13 protein-coding genes and 1 riboswitch are annotated in these 16,301 nt (G+C 56.1%); of the genes, 9 read left to right on the top strand and 4 right to left on the bottom strand.

Annotated features, from left to right (window positions below; all coding sequences use genetic code 11):
* Window positions 1-3 precede the first annotated feature (3 nt).
* The 3 genes from cobW to ACR0DL_RS07645 all read right to left on the bottom strand — a co-directional run bounded on the left by cobW (window position 4) and on the right by ACR0DL_RS07645 (window position 2,694).
* Window positions 4-1,059: a cobalamin biosynthesis protein CobW gene (gene cobW, locus ACR0DL_RS07655; RefSeq protein WP_170359201.1), complete on the bottom strand. Its 1,056-nt coding sequence runs from the start codon at window positions 1,057-1,059 to the stop codon at window positions 4-6.
* The gene (locus ACR0DL_RS07650; RefSeq protein ID WP_170549626.1) at window positions 1,056-1,445 is read right to left on the bottom strand and encodes a DUF1636 family protein; all 390 of its coding nucleotides are present in this window, start codon (window positions 1,443-1,445) and stop codon (window positions 1,056-1,058) included. The genes cobW and ACR0DL_RS07650 overlap by 4 nt, the downstream gene beginning before the upstream one ends.
* Before the next feature lie 83 nt (window positions 1,446-1,528).
* Window positions 1,529-1,737, bottom strand: a riboswitch (cobalamin riboswitch).
* A 72-nt stretch (window positions 1,738-1,809) separates the two neighbouring features.
* Window positions 1,810-2,694 (bottom strand): LysR substrate-binding domain-containing protein, encoded by an 885-nt coding sequence (locus ACR0DL_RS07645; RefSeq protein WP_425080365.1) that lies wholly within the window; start codon window positions 2,692-2,694, stop codon window positions 1,810-1,812.
* Window positions 2,695-2,796: 102 nt separating this feature from the next.
* Here ACR0DL_RS07645 and ACR0DL_RS07640 point away from each other — a divergent pair, with 102 nt between their 5' ends.
* The 6 genes from ACR0DL_RS07640 to ACR0DL_RS07615 all read left to right on the top strand — a co-directional run bounded on the left by ACR0DL_RS07640 (window position 2,797) and on the right by ACR0DL_RS07615 (window position 8,124).
* Window positions 2,797-3,753, top strand: coding sequence for an NAD(P)-dependent oxidoreductase (locus ACR0DL_RS07640; protein ID WP_480688374.1), 957 nt, complete (start codon window positions 2,797-2,799; stop codon window positions 3,751-3,753).
* A gap of 247 nt (window positions 3,754-4,000) precedes the next feature.
* Window positions 4,001-5,266 carry a tyrosine-type recombinase/integrase gene (locus ACR0DL_RS07635; protein WP_480688372.1) on the top strand — a complete coding sequence of 422 codons (1,266 nt, stop codon included), beginning with the start codon at window positions 4,001-4,003 and terminating at the stop codon, window positions 5,264-5,266.
* The gene (locus ACR0DL_RS07630; RefSeq protein WP_480688370.1) at window positions 5,259-5,936 is read left to right on the top strand and encodes a hypothetical protein; all 678 of its coding nucleotides are present in this window, start codon (window positions 5,259-5,261) and stop codon (window positions 5,934-5,936) included. Before ACR0DL_RS07635 ends, ACR0DL_RS07630 begins: the two co-directional genes overlap by 8 nt.
* Window positions 5,937-6,018: 82 nt before the next feature.
* Window positions 6,019-6,204 carry a helix-turn-helix transcriptional regulator gene (locus tag ACR0DL_RS07625; protein WP_480688368.1) on the top strand — a complete coding sequence of 62 codons (186 nt, stop codon included), beginning with the start codon at window positions 6,019-6,021 and terminating at the stop codon, window positions 6,202-6,204.
* A 130-nt stretch (window positions 6,205-6,334) separates the two neighbouring features.
* Window positions 6,335-7,855, top strand: a complete 1,521-nt coding sequence (locus tag ACR0DL_RS07620) for a YfjI family protein (RefSeq protein WP_480688366.1) — start codon at window positions 6,335-6,337, stop codon at window positions 7,853-7,855.
* Window positions 7,852-8,124, top strand: coding sequence for a hypothetical protein (locus ACR0DL_RS07615; RefSeq protein ID WP_480688364.1), 273 nt, complete (start codon window positions 7,852-7,854; stop codon window positions 8,122-8,124). The genes ACR0DL_RS07620 and ACR0DL_RS07615 overlap by 4 nt, the downstream gene beginning before the upstream one ends.
* A 202-nt stretch (window positions 8,125-8,326) precedes the next feature.
* On the opposite strand, the gene ACR0DL_RS07610 is transcribed toward ACR0DL_RS07615, so the two are convergent.
* Window positions 8,327-9,346, bottom strand: coding sequence for a hypothetical protein (locus ACR0DL_RS07610; RefSeq protein WP_480688362.1), 1,020 nt, complete (start codon window positions 9,344-9,346; stop codon window positions 8,327-8,329).
* Between the two features lie 160 nt (window positions 9,347-9,506).
* Between ACR0DL_RS07610 and ACR0DL_RS07605 the strand changes: the two genes are divergently transcribed.
* From ACR0DL_RS07605 to drmB, 3 genes are read left to right on the top strand one after another with little or no spacing between them, the layout of a single operon-like run.
* The gene (locus ACR0DL_RS07605) at window positions 9,507-11,183 is read left to right on the top strand and encodes an NERD domain-containing protein (protein ID WP_480688360.1); all 1,677 of its coding nucleotides are present in this window, start codon (window positions 9,507-9,509) and stop codon (window positions 11,181-11,183) included.
* Window positions 11,173-14,436, top strand: coding sequence for a helicase-related protein (locus ACR0DL_RS07600; RefSeq protein ID WP_480688358.1), 3,264 nt, complete (start codon window positions 11,173-11,175; stop codon window positions 14,434-14,436). The genes ACR0DL_RS07605 and ACR0DL_RS07600 overlap by 11 nt, the downstream gene beginning before the upstream one ends.
* Window positions 14,437-14,440: 4 nt before the next feature.
* Window positions 14,441-16,300, top strand: a complete 1,860-nt coding sequence (gene drmB / locus ACR0DL_RS07595; protein ID WP_480688357.1) for a DrmB family protein — start codon at window positions 14,441-14,443, stop codon at window positions 16,298-16,300.
* The last annotated feature ends 1 nt before the right edge of the window (window position 16,301 follow it).

Below are 16,301 nucleotides of genomic sequence, written 5' to 3'. Positions count from 1 at the left end.
GGCTTACTCGGCGGCCTCGGTCACACCCACGAGGATCTCGCGGATCGCGGCCTCTTTGATGTCGTCATGTTCGGCAATCACCACCAGACGCGAGCGGCGCTCTTCGCCGGGTTCCCATGGGCGGTCGTACTGATGTCGCACGCGTGCGCCAACCGCCTGGACCAACAAGCGCATCGGTTTGCCTTGGACAGCGGCGTAACCTTTGACCCGCAGGATGTTCAGCTCATTTGCCAAGCGTTCGATATTAGCAACCAGTGCTGCCGGATCGGTCTGTTCCGGCAACTCGACGATAATGCTTTCGAAATCGTCATGTTCATGATCGTGGTGGCCATCGTGGTGCGACGGGCGTGCATCCATGTCATCCTCGGCGGCAGCCTCAAGCCCCAGTACGACGCGCACGTCCACAGCGCCTTCGGCAACTTCGACGACGGGCAGGGGGCGCGGAGCCTCGGCTGCGATCACTTCTTTGGCCTTTGCCACGCCTTCCGGACCAGCCAGATCGGGCTTGGTAAGCAGGATGATGTCGGCGCAGGAAATTTGATCCTCGAAAACCTCGGACAGGGGTGTTTCGTGGTCGATCGAGTCATCGGCCAGGCGCTGGGCGTCCACAGCCTCGACATTCGGGGCGAAGCGACCGGCGGCGACAGCCTCGGCATCGGCCAGAGCGATCACGCCATCCACGGTGATTTTCGAGCGGATATCGGGCCAGTCAAACGCTTTCAACAGCGGCTTTGGCAGAGCCAGACCGGACGTTTCGATCAGGATGTGATCAGGGCGCGGCTCCAGTGCCATCAGCGCCTCGATGGTCGGAATGAAATCATCGGCCACGGTGCAGCAGATGCAGCCATTGGCCAGTTCCATGATATTTTCCGCCGGGCAATCGGGAATGGCGCAGGATTTCAGAATGTCGCCATCCACACCCACATCGCCAAATTCATTGACGACAACGGCCAGACGCTTGCCCTGCGGGTTCTGCATTAGATGTTTGACCAGCGTGGTTTTGCCCGAACCCAGAAAGCCGGTGATCACAGTGACGGGGAGTTTTTCGAGGTTGCTCATTTCAGGGCTCCAATCGGGGGAATGCGGGCCGCACAGTTTTTGCGGAAATGTTCGGGACGTTCGCGCCATTTGACCAGACCGTCTTCGGCGGAGAGGTACTTGGTGACGCCTTCGACGATGGTGTCGACATGGTCGGTTTCGTTCAGGTTTTCGTACACAAAGGTCCAGCGGGTTGGTCCGCCGCGCAGCACTATGGAGCAACCCTGATCGCAATTTGACAGGCACTCGACCGGCTTCAGCACGATACCTTCGGGCAAATCGGCGTCTTCCAGTGCTTTGTGCAGCAGGGCACCTGGACGTTGCGCATCGTCTTCAATCGGCAGGCCACGCCGACAGGTCGTGCAGACCAGCAGCTCGACTGGTGCAGTCTCGGTCACGTCTCTCATCCCCCCAAATCCTCTTTGCAGGGGACGGGGTTTCATGCGGGCCACGTCTGCACATGGACCCGACACCGGATCACCCCGTCCGGTTTCAACTTCGGGCGCTGGCAGGTCTCCCGGCTTGCGGATGTCGGGGCGTTTGCCCCGGCAGATGTCCCGCCTTCCCGGCCTTGCGGGCCAGTGGCATTGGGCACCCTCTCCGGTCACGGTCGCGGGGGCGGCTGCGTTTGACGGTTGCCCGCTGACGCATTCCCTTTTCATCCATCCGAAGATGGACACCAACGCATGCGACATGCGGCACGGGCAGGGGGCTTGTCAAGCACGAGGCGCATGGTGAAATCGTTCAAACCGAAAAAGCGACCAGCCTGTGTCAATCCGCGGCATGCGCGGCCAGCCTCTCGCGCAGCCAAGCGCAAAACAACCCTGCCGCAGCGGTCGATTGCGCAGCGCCTTGTGTACTGATCAGGTAATGCGACTGGGCAAAGGGAATCGCAGGGCCCGCAATTGCAATCGGCGCGGCCTGCCGGATCGCATTCCTGGCGAACCGTTCCAGAACCGTTGCATAGCCCGCCCCGGCCATCACAAGTTGCAGTGCTGCGACCGAGGTGTCCACCGAATGTCGGGGCGGCTGGTCCGGAAGCGAGAGCCCGTTGGCCTGAAAGTACCGCGCCCAGTTGTCTTCGTATCCAAGGATATGAATCAGAGGGCCTTGCCGCAGTACGTTCAGGGTCGCGGGCGAGTCCCCGGCCCGGCATACCGGTACCAGCATTTCGTCTGTCAGCTTTTCGGACTGAACGCCGGGCCAATCGCCATAACCCAACCGGATTTCCACATCCACATCGCCGGGGGCCACGCTGTCATTCCAGATGTGCGAGACAAGGCGTACGGGGATCTCGGGGTGGCGAGCGGTAAAGTCGGGCAGTTCCGCCGCGACCCAATAGGTGGCTGTCGATATCGCCGCACGGATTGTCAGGGTCTGGCGAGAGGCAGGGCCGAACAGGCTGTTGGTGGACAGGGCGATGTCACCAAGCGCACGCCGCACAGTCAACGAATAAGACTGCCCCAGCTCAGTCAGTTCCAACCGCCGGGCATTCCGGGTGAACAGCTTTTGCCCAAGCTCGGCCTCAAGCGACCGGATATGCAATGAGACCGCCGTCTGCGTCAGGCCCAGCTCTTTTGCTGTGGTGGTAAAATTCAGATGCCGCGCGGCGGTTTCAAAGCTGCGCAACCATGTGGGGTTTGGAAGGCGGTCCATATATCACCAAATTATTTTGACCATAATTGGCATTATTAATCATTTTCGTTTCTAACAGACAACACTGATACTCGGCCCGAATACGACCGTCAGGAGGGAAACATGAAAGTCGGATTTATCGGTTTAGGAAATGTGGGCGGCAAACTGTCCGGCTCGCTTCTGCGCAACGGGATTGACCTGACGGTTCACGACCTTAACCCCGATTTGGTGGCCGAGTTTGTGGCCAAGGGGGCCGAAGCCGCGGAAAGCCCGGCGCAGATGATGCGGGACTGCGATGCCGTTATAACCTGCCTGCCGTCCCCGGCGGCCTCGGACGCAGTGATGCAAGATTTGCTGCCCGAGGTCGGGCCGGGCAAGATCTGGATGGAGATGTCGACCACCGACGAAGCCGAGGTTAAACGACTGGGCGCCATGGTGATCGAGCGTGGAGGCGCGGCGGTGGATTGCCCGGTTTCGGGCGGGTGCCACCGGGCGGCTACTGGCAATATCTCGATTTTCGCCGGATGTGATCGCGAAACCTTTGAGCGGATTCTGCCGTTTTTAACCACGATGGGGCGGCGCGTGCTGCACACGGGGGAGTTGGGCTCAGCCTCGGTCCTAAAAGTTCTGACCAACTATCTGGCGACGGCCAACCTGATCACCTGTGCCGAAGCGCTGGTAACGGCCAAAGCGGCCGGGATGGATTTGAACACCACTTATGAGGCGATAAAGATTTCGTCGGGCACTTCATTCGTGCATGAAACGGAAAGCCAAGTCATTCTGAACGGGTCCCGCGATATCTCTTTCACCATGGACCTTGTCAAAAAGGACATCGGACTGTTCCAAGACGTCGCTGACCGCGCCGGAGTGCCCTTGGAAATCAACCCGGTAATGATCCGCATCTTCGACGACGGTATCGCCCGCTATGGTGAACGCGAACTGTCCCCGAATATTATCAAGCGGTTGGAGGACGCGACAGGGTTGGATATCACGGCGCCCGGTTTCCCGACCGAGATGCACGATGATGAACCGGAGGAGCCGGGTTATGAAGTTATCCCACAGAGAGGTCAGGCCGAATAGCGCAGACTGCGCGCATTTGAAAACTTGTTAGATAATCAAAGAAGTGGAGGCGAGTACCACAAGGTGATCTCCGTCGCATTTCGTCGCATTTCGTTTAATTTCAAAAACTTGTCCAAGACCTCTTGTCCGCTCTCGTCACATGAAATAGCACTGTGTCACTTTTTCTTGGATGGGTAGGAGAGGGATAGAGTCTTGAAGCCCCAAAAATCGCCGAGTACGATTCCCAGTTTGAACAGGTGGACTTCCCGTGCCTAAGCGAGCCAAGGAACTGGGCCCGCTGGAGGTGAAACGCCTCGCCAAGCCCGGGGTGCATGCCGTGGGTGGCGTTGCCGGTCTCGCGTTGCAGGTGACGGCCACCGGCGCGCGTTCCTGGGTGTTTCGCTACCGGCACAACGGGCGGCGTCGCGAGGCTGGCCTTGGGCCTTATCCAGACGTCTCATTGGCCAAGGCGCGCGAGTATGCGCGCGAGGCCCGGGACCTGCTGAGGCAAGGCCGGGACCCCATCGCGGAAAGGCAGGCTGCCCGTCGCAGGCTCCTGACGTTTCGCCAGGCCGTGGAAGCCTACGATGCGGAAAAAACCGTCGAGTTCAACAGTGCCTTGCATCGCAAGCAATGGCGTGCATCGCTCGAAAAGCACGCCGTCCCGGTTCTCGGCGACATGGCCGTCACGGATATTAGGCTTCAGGATGTGCTCGAGGTGCTCCGGCCGATCTGGCTCGAGAAAACCGAGACGGCCTCCAAGGTCCGGCAGCGCGTCGAGCGCGTACTTGATTATACGACAGTGACCGGGCACCGAAGCGGTGAGAACCCCGCGCGCTGGCGCGGGAATCTTGACATGGTCTTGCCCGCTCCAACCAAGCTCACGGGGGGGCGAAACTACCCAGCCTTGAGGCTCGACGACACGGCGAGATGGTTCGCCGCGCTTCGGGTTCGATCAGGCAACAGCGCCCGGGCCTTGGAATTCCAAGCCCTGACCGCTGCCAGGACCGGGGCTGTCCGCTTCGCAACTTGGGACGAGTTCGACTTGGACCGCGGTACTTGGACGATCCAACCCGGGAGGGAGTTTTCGAAGATCCCGCCCTCGGGCCGGCCACACCGGGTGCCGCTGCCAAGCAGCGCGATGGACCTCCTTGCCGCATTGCCTCGCGCCCAGGGAAACGCACTTGTCTTCTGGGCGCCACGCGGCGGGGCATTTTCCGATGCGTCGATTGCCGCCGTCATGCGCAAGCTCCACGAAACAGACTTGCGGGCTGGAGGGAAAGGGTATCTCGACGCCCGGATTGATAAGCCCGCTGTACCGCACGGGCTTCGGTCAACGTTTCGAACTTGGGTAGCGGAACGAACCCGGTTCGACGGCGACATGGCCGAGATCGCCTTGGCCCACAAGGTGGGAACGAAGGTTCAACAGGCTTACGATCGCTCAGACCAGCTTGAGAAGCGCAGAAAGATGATGGCGGCATGGAGTGACTTCTTAACCAGAGGGCAGGCGAAGGGGCGTGCCCGACATGGATAAATCTCTGCTTCCGAGAGCGAGGCTTGGCAATCACGAGCATCTGAAAAACAGGGAATACTATGTCGCTTGGATGGACGAGCTAGATATCGAGGCGGCGCTGTTGCACCGGTTGGAAAACAGTGGCGCGCAAATCAAGGAGGATCCTGTTGCGAGCGCAATGCGTGAAGCGCTAACGGAGATTGACAAGTTGAAAGTCAATGACCGCCTCGATGCAGAGAGAACACGCTTGCAGCAGCTGCCGGAAATCAAGGGACTAAGCCGCACATTCGATAGGATGATAACGAGAGTTTTACGGGACGACTCCGACTTTCTCAAAAACTGGACCAACTTGAGAGAGGGCATGGACAGCCCGGACCCGGACCAGGCGGAGAGGTTCAACAGGTTTTATGAAACCGCCGGGCTCGGCCCGAAGGCACCACGGGAGATTGTGGACTTAATCGCGGTTCTCGAGCCTGCAAAGACAAGAAAGAAACCCGGTAGAAAGCCTATCGCGATCCCGAAATGGCGAAACGATACCGCTTCGCTCGACGAGATGTTAGTCTTGGTGAACGGTGGCTTGAGCGTTAAAGCTGCCTCGGAAAAAGTTGCCGAAACGGAGGCTTCAGGCCGGGAAAATAGCCGTGCAAAAAGGCTCGCGAATTTTTACGGCGAACGACAGAAGTTGAGGTAATTATATCATTTCGATTCATTTACTTTGCAGGACGCGCGCGTGATCGACATCTTGGTTTCAGCAATAACAAAGGGTGAAACCAATGAACGAAACGTTTCTTTCCGACACCGATCTCGCCGTGCGTTTCGGTGTAACACGGCAGACTGTGTGGCGCTGGCACAGATCAAACTTGGGATTTCCCCGCGCGGTTGGCCTATCACCCGGGTGTACGCGTTGGAAACTCTCGGAAATCGAGACCTGGGAGAAGGGGCTCGCCGAAGCCGCCTAACCACGCCCCGGGGTAACCCTTAGGTGGCACTTACGACAGCCCGGTACCTTCGCCGCAAGCCGTAGCTCAGTAAGCCGGAGAATGCTCGAGCCAAATGTGGCTCAGTACTAGAAAAAATTGGAGAGTAGAAATGCTGGCTTCAAAGTCGAGCAAATGGGAAAGGCGTACGCAAGGCAGGCCAGTTGATCCCACCCCTCTGTTCGGAGAATTGCGGGAAGCGGATCCAATTCCGAAGCAGGCACTTGGACCATTTGCAAATGCCGTGCAAGCCATAGCGATGCTTACGCAGGCGCCTGAAGCCATCGCCATGCAGAGTGTCTTGACAGTTGCAAGCGTTGCGGCACAAGCGCATGTCAACGTGCAAACGCTTCACGGCTACGCGCCAACGAGTTGCTTCTTCTTGACCGTGGCGCAATCCGGGGAACGTAAGTCGGCGTGCGACACGCTGGCCACGGCCTCGATCGACCGGTTCGACCAGGAACGAGTGCGCAAGTACCAGCTTGAAAAGAGAGAATACGAGGCCGAAAAGCTAGAGTACCAGAAACGACGTCGCCGGTCTGCTCCTAACTACTTTGACGTCGTCGAAACTGATCTTGATGACGAAGACATGGACCTGCCTCCTGAACCGCCGCTGTTCCCGGCCATCAGGATCAGTGACCCGACAATCGAGGGGCTGTTCCGCCAACTCGAGAACGGGTGTCCGTCCGTCGCAGTCATGACCGACGAAGGTGGGCAGTTTTTTGGTGGGCATAGCATGAAACGGGAGAATACCCTGAAGACTGCCGCCGGGTTCTCGAAGCTATGGGATGGAGCGCCCTTGAGCAGAAGCCGGGCATCTGCTGAGCCCGCTTGGCTTTGCGGGAAACGCGTTTCGCTTCACTTGATGATCCAGCCGGGCGTTGCGCAACAAGTAATTGGCGACCCGACCATGAAAGACCAGGGCTTGCTCTCACGAGTGTTGGTTGCTTGGCCTAGCAGCAAGATCGGCTCTCGAGTTATCCAAAACGGGATCGCCCACCAAGAATTGCAGGACTTGGCGAAACTGTATCTGGATGAGTTTCACGCCCGCGTTTCCAATTTGTTGCGGCTTGACCTTCCTTTGCACGATGGGACCCGGGCGGAGCTAAACCCAAGGCGCCTCGCGCTCTCCGGCGAGGCCCAGGACCTGCTCGAGGCATTCTACAACCGGGTCGAAGTTGCGTCGGGAAAAGGGGGCGCGTTTGAATACATGTCCGGCTTCGCGGCGAAAGCACCCGAAATGGCAGCACGTGTCGCGGGCATCCAATCGGTATTTTCCGACGAGCAGGTGCGTGAAGTCTCGGCGCAAGTCATGGGAAACGGTATCTCGATGATGGAATGGTACTTGTCGGAGATGCTGCGGATCACTGACACCGGGAGGCCCGCCCAAGCCCTATGTGAGGCTGAAACCATCCGCCTTTGGCTCAGGGAAAACTGGGCAGAAGAGTATATCGATAAACGCACGCTGATGAAAAAGGGTCCAGGGCATTTGCGTGACGGGAACACGCTTTCACGTTGTATTCAGGAGCTCGAAGCGTATGGCTGGCTAACTCGAGGGAAGGGCAAGCAAATTGTTGATGGGACAAACAGCAAAACCTTTTGGCGCGTCTTACGCGAAAAGGGGGGGAGGTGAGCGACCCAAAATACGCACTCGTCCGGGCTTGTTTCGAAAACATGGAAGAAGTTTTTCCCGCCGGCGATCCGCGTGAGCGCAAGGCCCATAGCCGAACGAACCGTGGACATGGTTTGCCGCAATTGCCGCAAATGCCGCAAGCAGGCTCACCCGCAATAAAGCCTCCGTCTCTCGAGGAGGATCGGTTCGAGGAGCGGGCCGCCATCATTGAATATGATGGCGGTCTACCACGTGCATTGGCGGAGTTTCTCGCGAGCTCGGGGGCTTGAGCGGTAGTCTCGTACCCAATTGCGAATGCACATTATGCAATGGAACTCCAAAGACCTATTCAGCGATTGAGACACCGGCTACTTGGTTCACTACGAGGCCATGATTTCCTTGGAAGGAGGAGTGGTCTTTTTTTGTGAACGTCTAGTACACTTTCAAGTCTGGGCACGGGCGCGTTTTGGGCGATCCATTCAACTTTTGAAACTAACTTACCGCTGCTGGCCTTATCATTTCCAGCAATTCCTTCACCTTGTGGCTGCAAGTGAACGCGCGTTCAATGTCGGTCTCGGCTTTGGAAGAAAACTCGGTGCCCGTTATGTTTTTTGCGTAAAGGTCCAGACACGCTTCAATATCTGCCAGATGTTCTAGGGTCGTATCGATGTCGTTAGTAGTGAGCCTTGGTTTTCCGTGAACTTGCTCCTGGGGAGACAACTTGATCCTGATCTCTGTGCGACTGTAGCCACGTCCAAGGGATGGATTGCGATGGATCTCCAAGGGTTCGCTTTCCGTTTTCTGATCTCCGTCGACGTCGATGGTCGGCAAGCCATACATCAGGCCGCGTATTGCGCTTTCCAGACCGCGTAGCTCATTTAAGATGCTTTTTTTGTATCGATACGAGCCGCCTAGGGCTACGATAAGCTGTGTAGTCAGGCCTAGGGCGTTGGCAAGTTTTATGCCAAGTTCTGAGTGGCTTATGGACGGGGGCATTATTTTTCTTTCTATCTTTAGTGGAATTTTTAATCCTTTACTCTGTTTTGGATGTTCGCAAGCAAGATCTCCTGCGCGGGCACGTCTGGGGAGTAGCGCCTGCAGAAAGTCGAACTTGCACCGGAGTGACCAAGCCCTTGGGTCCTTCCTTGGAAGCGGGCGCATGCGGGTAGTTCGCGCCGCATGGCCTCCACGTGTGGCGGAGCTAATGAAGTTGAGATTTAGGTTGTTGTTGTTGCTAGATAAGTAGTCGCGCCCAAGGTCGGTAGCGTGAAAGGACAAAGCTAGTTTGGCCCTTTTCCAAAACTCGTACCGTTGGAGTCCAGAAATGACACAAAATAAAAACAGATTGGCAAGAAATCCCAAGCTTTTCCTTAAATGTGCAACCACCTGATGAGAGTGAGATCGCTTATTTTCAAAGTCCGTGTGACGGCCTCTGGAGGTTAAGCGGTTTGCATCAATATGTCGGCCTGTGATTTGACCACCCCAATACTCAGGCGTAAAAACGGCCTTCATATCACTTCAGGGTTGAATTTGGACAATGAATTGAGCGAGATCAAACCATTGCGGCAACGTCCCCTGTTAAATGCACGGGAATTTCCACGCTAAGCCACGGTTGGAGTGAATCGCATAACTCCAGCGAGCAAACAAAGAATTTGGAACGACAAGACAACGTATGAAATTAGTACCAAGCACGATCCTTAACTCACAAAGCACGGCGGAAAAGCGTGTTTTCGAATTGCTCAAGCAGGTAAATCTTGGGCCAAACGACGTCGCTTTACATTCGCTAAACCTCGGGAATCACGAATATAAACGGTGGGGCGAAGCCGATTTTGTCATCGTTTCTACGAAAGGCTTGCTCCTTCTGGAAGTGAAAGGTGGGCGCGTAGCGTGCAGGAACGGTGTTTGGGAATTTAAGAACCGCGATGGCAGGGTCACACGAAAGCGTGAAAGCCCTGCGGCCCAAGCGGGGTCGGCTTTTTTCTCGCTGGAGAAAAACTACCTACGGCCCCGGTTTCGGCAGGAGTTGAACGGAGTCCCAATGGGATGGGGTGTCCTGTTCGAGGGTATTGAAAGGGTGGTGACCCCGGGATCTTCTGCGCTTCCGGAACTGCCAGACGAGATCACGGGCTACCGGTCGGATTGTGCCGGCCACAATACGCTTCGCTCGTTTCTCGAAAGACTGTTTTCCCATTGGCACGAGAACGTTCATGGAAAGCCCCGGTCATTGCCAAATCACATGGTCGCGGACGTGGTGTCTTTCTTGCGGCCCAACTTCGAGCAGGTTCCGCCGCTCAACAGCCAGTTGAACGAGTTTCAGACCGAGTTGTGCACCTTAACCCAAGAGCAATGCGATCGGTTGGACGAAGTTCAAGAAAACGACCGCATAATGATTCTTGGGGGCGCCGGTTCAGGCAAGACTTTTCTCGCGATGGCAGGCGCACGCTACGATGCGGCCAATGGCCTAAACGTTCTTTTCGTGACGCGAAGCCCATTCTTGGCCGAGATGTTAAACGCACATTCAGTTCCCAGTAATGTGACGGTTTGCAGCCTCGGGGAATTGGATTCACGTGTTGCCGAACATGGACCATGGGACACGTTGATCGTCGACGAGGGGCAGGACATGTGCCAGATGGAAACCCTTGACGCGCTAGACGCCTCGGTTTCTGGAGGTTGGGAAAAAGGCCGTTGGCGTTGGTTCGGAGATCCCAATAACCAGATTTCTTCGGCTTATCCATTCGACCCAGATGCGCTGGGTTATCTTCGTGGACTTTCCTTCCAGCGAAAGCTTTCAGAGAATATTAGGAATGCTCCACCGATTGTGGACACCTTGCTCAAGATTGCCCCGGTCGATGTTGGGAAGCCAAGGTCACGTGGCTTGGGGAGCGAGGTTAGGGTCCACAGGGTTAATTGCGTCGGCGAGATCCCTGCACGAGTCCGAAATGTTGTTTCCAGCTGGGTATCGTCTTCGGAGAATAACGTAGAGCGGTCTGACGTGGCGGTTTTGTGCCCGGACGAAGACCGCTGTGAAGTGGTTGTCGATAGCCTCAAATCAGCTGGCGTTCGAGCGGAAAGGTTATCCAAGCGAGCGCTCGGGGGGCGCCGCCGCAACTGCGTTCTCGTCGCCACGATCGACGAGTTCAAAGGGCTCGAAAAGCCTGTGGTCTGTGTTGCTGGACTTGATGCATCAGGCGATGACGCGCGATTCTCACTCATGGCCTACGCGGCGTTTTCAAGGGCAAACCACACGCTGGTCTTCGTTTGCTTGGAGCAGGAGGCCCAAATAATGATCGAGTTAGAAAAAAAACGGGTTTTGGAAAGCTCGGGGACAGGAGTACCAGATGCAGGCTAGAGACAAGCTCGTTTCATACTTGGAAGAAAAGCTTGTGGGCCCAGGGCTTGGGCTCCCCCACGACGAAGACGGCTACGAACGTGAGACCATCGAGGGGCGGATGAGCCTCGCCTACATGCAGGGGATGCTATACCCGCGCCGGGCCGTTGCCGATGAAGATACGGGGGGAGACGAAGGCCAGGAAGTTGATGACGACGCAGGAGGTTTTGCAGATGCCGACGACCCGTTGGGAATGGCGAGCGAGTTGTTGCCTGCTTCCATGGGTCTCACGTTTTGCATCGAAAAAAACGGTGCCGTCGAGTTGACCATAAACGCCGCGATTTACGAAAGATCGAAAGAAGAAGGTGAGGAGACTTGGCAACGCGTTCCGCTCGAGCCCCAGACAAAGGTCGTTGAAGCAAGCACGCCAGCGGATGGTGAACTGCTGTTTGACAAGCGCGCAGCGCTGTCAATCCTGACGCGGCGCCTGAAAGATGGCAATTGCCTAGTAACCGTGAGCCTAAGTAACAACGTCGAGGACAAGCATCCTAACCCAGCAAAGACTCTCTACCAAGTACAGATATCGGCCGTTCCCAAGTCAGGCAGGATCCTTAGGTACCCGTCGTCAAGCTATCGTCCCCCTACCGAAGAGGAGCGCGAGCTGCGCGTCATCTATGGGCAACAAAGGGAATTCGCTGTTGGACACGGGGTCTCATGCGACTGGGAACTCGACGCAAACGGCGAATGCAAAAAAGTTTGCACTGCTTCAATTCCAACTGCGCATGTGTGGCGCCCCGTTTTTGATAGCCTCAAGATTGGAGATGGCCCGGAAGCTAAGCTATTTCCCGACGAAAGCTTGTTTCAAGTTGCGTACCTCGGATCTGCAGACACGGATGCAAAGGAGCTTACCAATCGGCTCCGGAAGTTCATTGGGTTCTACCAAGAGTGGATCGCTCACCAAGCGATTAACCCGGTTGAAGAGGCGTTTGAGGCAGACGCCGGTAGGATCGTCGGGAGGTGCGAGAGGAGCGCCTCGAGAATGCTGGAGGGCATTCAAATACTAGAAAGTGATCCGGTGGCTATGCGTTCTTTCCGGTTGGCCAACCAAGCCATGCTAATGTCGATGTGCCACCATGCACGGGCGACCGGCAGAAACCGTGACGATGGACTTCAAGGCCCCTTCGATCTTGGAGTAGCGGAAACTGACCCTATCGATTACATGGCGTTTACCGGCGCGAATTGGCGCCCGTTCCAGTTGGCCTTCCTTCTTTTGTTAATTCCTTCGCTGTGCAGCGAGGAACACCCCGACCGAGACCTTGTCGACGTTATTTGGTTTGCAACGGGAGGCGGTAAGACGGAAGCCTACCTACTTGCGTCTGCATTCGAACTGGTGCGGCGGCGGCTTGTACACGGCGAAGCGGGTGCGGGAACTGGTATTATCAACCGCTATACCTACAGGTTCCTGACGTCGGATCAGTTCCAGCGGACAGCCGGGATGATATGCGCACTCGAGCTTCTTCGGCGTGAGCTTGCGCAAGGAGGAGACGAAAGCCTTTGTTCCGCAGAATTTTCAATCGGGCTGTTCGCGGGCGGAGAAGTTTCACCTAACCGCTTTTCAACTACCTACGGAAAGGGTGGCGCTCACCAGTGGCGATTGCAGATCGAGGAATCTAGAACACCCCGCGCAGAAAACCCGTTCCCGATTGAGAGCTGCCCTTGTTGTGGCACGCTGCTGGTTCCGAACAAGGAAATGCGCTTGGACGATGGTAGCGTTGACCGGGACTACTATGGATTCAAGAGCTCCGAAAACGGCTTTGGCATCCACTGCCCAGAGGAAGACTGCGAGTTTCACGGAGGATTGCCGACATATCTTGTCGACGAGGCGCTTTTCGAGAACCCACCGTCTTTCCTTCTCGGGACCATCGACAAGTTTGCAATGATCCCTTGGAAGGAGGAGGGCGGCAGCCTGTTTGGAGCTGGGAAAGGCGTTGAAGCGCCATCTCTAATTATCCAGGACGAACTTCACCTCATCTCAGGTCCGCTAGGAACCTTGGCAGGCGTCTACGAGGCGGCCTTCGAAACCGTGATGAAACAGGTTTCCCCCAGCGGCCCAAAGGTAATCGCAGCAACCGCGACGATCAGAAACGCGGCAACGCAATGCCAGAGAATCTACGGGCGCGAGGGCGTGGTTTTTCCATCTCCTGGGGTAAATGCCGATGACTCCTTCTTCTCAAAGATGGATGCTGGCAATAAGAACAGGTCGCGGCTTTACGTGGGGTTGATGGGGCAAGGCTTGAGGTCGACCGTCGCCGTTAGCTGGGCGATGTCAGCAATCCTACAAGGTGTAAACGAGCTTGACCTGAGTTCCCAGCTGACGGGTGCGGAGCTTGATAGTTACTGGACCTTGGTGGCTTATCATAACAGTAAAAGGGAATTGGGGCGGATTTCGAACGCAACCCGGGACGAGATCCCGTCTCGGCTCAAGGTCTATGCCTCCTCGGAGGATTCTGAGCGGGGACCCAGCTTCGACGTGCTGGAGCTTAAAGCGCACTCGGACACGCCTATTCCGGTAGCGAGGCAGGAGTTAACGCGGCGGCATACAAAAAAGGAAAACGCCGTCGATATCGTGCCCTGTACCAACATCATTTCCGTCGGTGTCGATATCGATAGGCTCGGCCTGATGCTCATCAATGGTCAGCCGAAACTTACTGCGGAATACATTCAGGCATCTAGCCGCGTGGGTCGGGGAGAAATCCCGGGAATAGTTGTAACATGTTTCTCGCCGAGTAAGCCACGGGACCGTTCCCACTATGAAGCCTTCCGGGGGTTCCACGAGAAATTTTACAGTTTCGTAGAACCCACGAGTGTTACGCCCGGCTCAATTCCGGCAATCGAACGTGCCTTGCACGCGGCTCTCGTTACCGTTGTGAGACACGGTGCTGGGCTTAGAAGGGTCGAGAACGCGAACAAGTTCGACCCTGCTTTGCCAAAGTTTTCTAGCGTGGTCGAACAGCTTCGCGACAGGTTGAAACGGGCCTACCCCAACGCTTTGGAAGAACGTGTCCGAAATAGGCTCTCTAGTCAGTTAGACGAGCGGGTCCGGGAATGGAAAGATTGGTGTGACGGGGGGGAGAATATTCGCTACGTCGCACAAAGGGGGGAGCAGCAGGCCGCGTTGCTCGTTAGGTTCGAAGACAAAACATGGGCAGGCATCGGTTGGCACACCCTTCAGTCGATGCGTCACGTTGATACAGAAATAGACTTAAAGGTTTAATCCGATGGGAAAGCTAAGCTTGCGCCGTGCCCAGCTCGTGTCCCCTTTCGGGGTGGGAGCCCTATGCGAGGTAGATGGCCAATCCTTCTTTATTAAGAGTACCGCGCGTTGGCCAGGAGGAAACAACCTAGCTGAAATCGAGATCCCGTCCTTGGTTACTAAGTTGCCGGGTATCCAGTCTTTAAAAAAGCCCGAGTACTTCGTTTCAGCAGATCGCTTCCCGCGTTGGCATTTTTGTCCAAGTTGCAGAGAAATGATTAACTGGACGTATCACAAGGACAAGCGCGAAGATGAAAAAGACCCGCTTCCTACTCCACGCTGCGAAAAGACCAAGTGCAAAAAGCGCCAACTGGTTCCTATGAGGTTCATTGCCGTTTGCGACCAAGGGCACATAGATGAGATTGATTGGTATTTCTGGGCGCACCGAGGTGCGAAGACTGCCGAAACGGGCCAATGCGATCGAAAAACCGCCAAGCTAAAGTTCCTGGTAAGCGGAAAAAGCGGTGGTGATTTTAAAAGCATGAAAATTGAGTGTAATTGTGGCGCCAAGCGCTCCTTGGAAGGGATTAGTGATCGGGCCTTGCCTCAAACATGCAAGGGGTACTTTCCGGGCGAGGGTGTCACTGGGTGTGCTGGTCAGGGGAAACACAAAACAGCTTCCCAGATGTGGATGGAGCCCCGGGGTTCGAGTGCGCTCCACTATGCTTCGGTCATTTCTGCGTTGGACATCGCGAGGAAAGGAGAAACAAGTGACTTGTCTGCCGTCCTTTTGACAGATCAGGTTTTTTCAAACTTTGTCGACGTTGCCCGGAACCAGCTCCAGAGCGGGTTGGTCGACATGGATGGTCTAGAGATATCGTACGGTGCTATTATTCGAGGACTTTCGGTCCAACATGGAGTAGAGCCTGAAGAATGCTGGGCGACATTTGTCGAACTGGTGGCCAGAGAAGAAGTTGACGAGCCGGAAGTCGAAGCGGCTGGCTCGTTCGATCAGGGAGACGTACTAGGAAACGAGTTTCCAGTATTGTCGTCTCCGTCCGGCTTTGAAGGCGTCTCGCTTCGCTGTGTGGCACATTCTCCGCCGGATTTGTTTTCCCTGAGAGAGCTTTTTGAACGCGTGGTGCAAGTAGAAAAACTCCGCGAAGTCAGGGTCTTTCGTGGCTTCCAAAGGCGAGACGTCAAAAAAGAAAACGCGTTGGTACCCCCGGACCTCGGCATTGGTGGGGTCAATTGGCTTCCTGCGGTCGAGGTGTCGGGAGAAGGCATCTTCATCGAATTCAAGAAGAGTGCATTGAAAACGTGGTTGGCCGAAAACGACGTAGCGATCCGCGAGTTTTCTCGCTCGCAGCTAGAAGCGGCTGAGCGAGACGGGTTGCACTCGCGGATGGGGTTCAATGCCAACCCCGTCTTCGTGATGGTGCACACTTTTGCACACCTGCTGATGAACCAACTTTCTTTCGACTGTGGCTATTCTTCAACCTCCTTGAGAGAGAGGATTTATTGCGGACCGCTGGATGACTTGCACGCCGGCGTTCTCATATACACCGCGGACTCGGATGCGGAGGGTTCCATGGGAGGGCTCGTGGAGATGGGCGGCACCGACAACATTGCGGAAGTGGTGTACAGGGCGGTTTCTAGAAGCGAATGGTGCTCTAGTGACCCGGTTTGCCGCGAAATCGAAAGCCAAGGTCTCGGGGGAATGAATCGTGCGGCTTGCCATGCCTGTTCGCTGGTTGCCGAAACAAGTTGTACCTTCTCGAATATTCTTCTCAACCGGGTATTGGTCTCTGGTGACGGGAGACAGAATGGTCGCGGTAAGATCGAGCCTAGCGGTTTTTTTCAACCTTTGCTCAAAGGCGTTTGAG

This window comes from Ruegeria sp. BB5, assembly GCF_056539405.1.
Note: the sequence above shows the minus strand (reverse complement) of the source record. Positions and strands in the feature narration are given on the sequence as shown.

Bases quoted from the DNA above. Each gene is read 5' to 3' on its own strand.
- ACR0DL_RS07645 (WP_425080365.1), bottom strand. From the start codon at position 2,694: ATGGACCGCCTTCCAAACCCCACATGGTTGCGCAGCTTTGAAACCGCC.
- ACR0DL_RS07600 (WP_480688358.1), top strand. From the start codon at position 11,173: ATGCAGGCTAGAGACAAGCTCGTTTCATACTTGGAAGAAAAGCTTGTG.
- ACR0DL_RS07625 (WP_480688368.1), top strand. From the start codon at position 6,019: ATGAACGAAACGTTTCTTTCCGACACCGATCTCGCCGTGCGTTTCGGT.
- ACR0DL_RS07620 (WP_480688366.1), top strand. From the start codon at position 6,335: ATGCTGGCTTCAAAGTCGAGCAAATGGGAAAGGCGTACGCAAGGCAGG.
- ACR0DL_RS07640 (WP_480688374.1), top strand. From the start codon at position 2,797: ATGAAAGTCGGATTTATCGGTTTAGGAAATGTGGGCGGCAAACTGTCC.
- ACR0DL_RS07630 (WP_480688370.1), top strand. From the start codon at position 5,259: ATGGATAAATCTCTGCTTCCGAGAGCGAGGCTTGGCAATCACGAGCAT.
- ACR0DL_RS07605 (WP_480688360.1), top strand. From the start codon at position 9,507: ATGAAATTAGTACCAAGCACGATCCTTAACTCACAAAGCACGGCGGAA.
- cobW (WP_170359201.1), bottom strand. From the start codon at position 1,059: ATGAGCAACCTCGAAAAACTCCCCGTCACTGTGATCACCGGCTTTCTG.
- ACR0DL_RS07610 (WP_480688362.1), bottom strand. From the start codon at position 9,346: ATGAAGGCCGTTTTTACGCCTGAGTATTGGGGTGGTCAAATCACAGGC.
- drmB (WP_480688357.1), top strand. From the start codon at position 14,441: ATGGGAAAGCTAAGCTTGCGCCGTGCCCAGCTCGTGTCCCCTTTCGGG.
- ACR0DL_RS07650 (WP_170549626.1), bottom strand. From the start codon at position 1,445: ATGAGAGACGTGACCGAGACTGCACCAGTCGAGCTGCTGGTCTGCACG.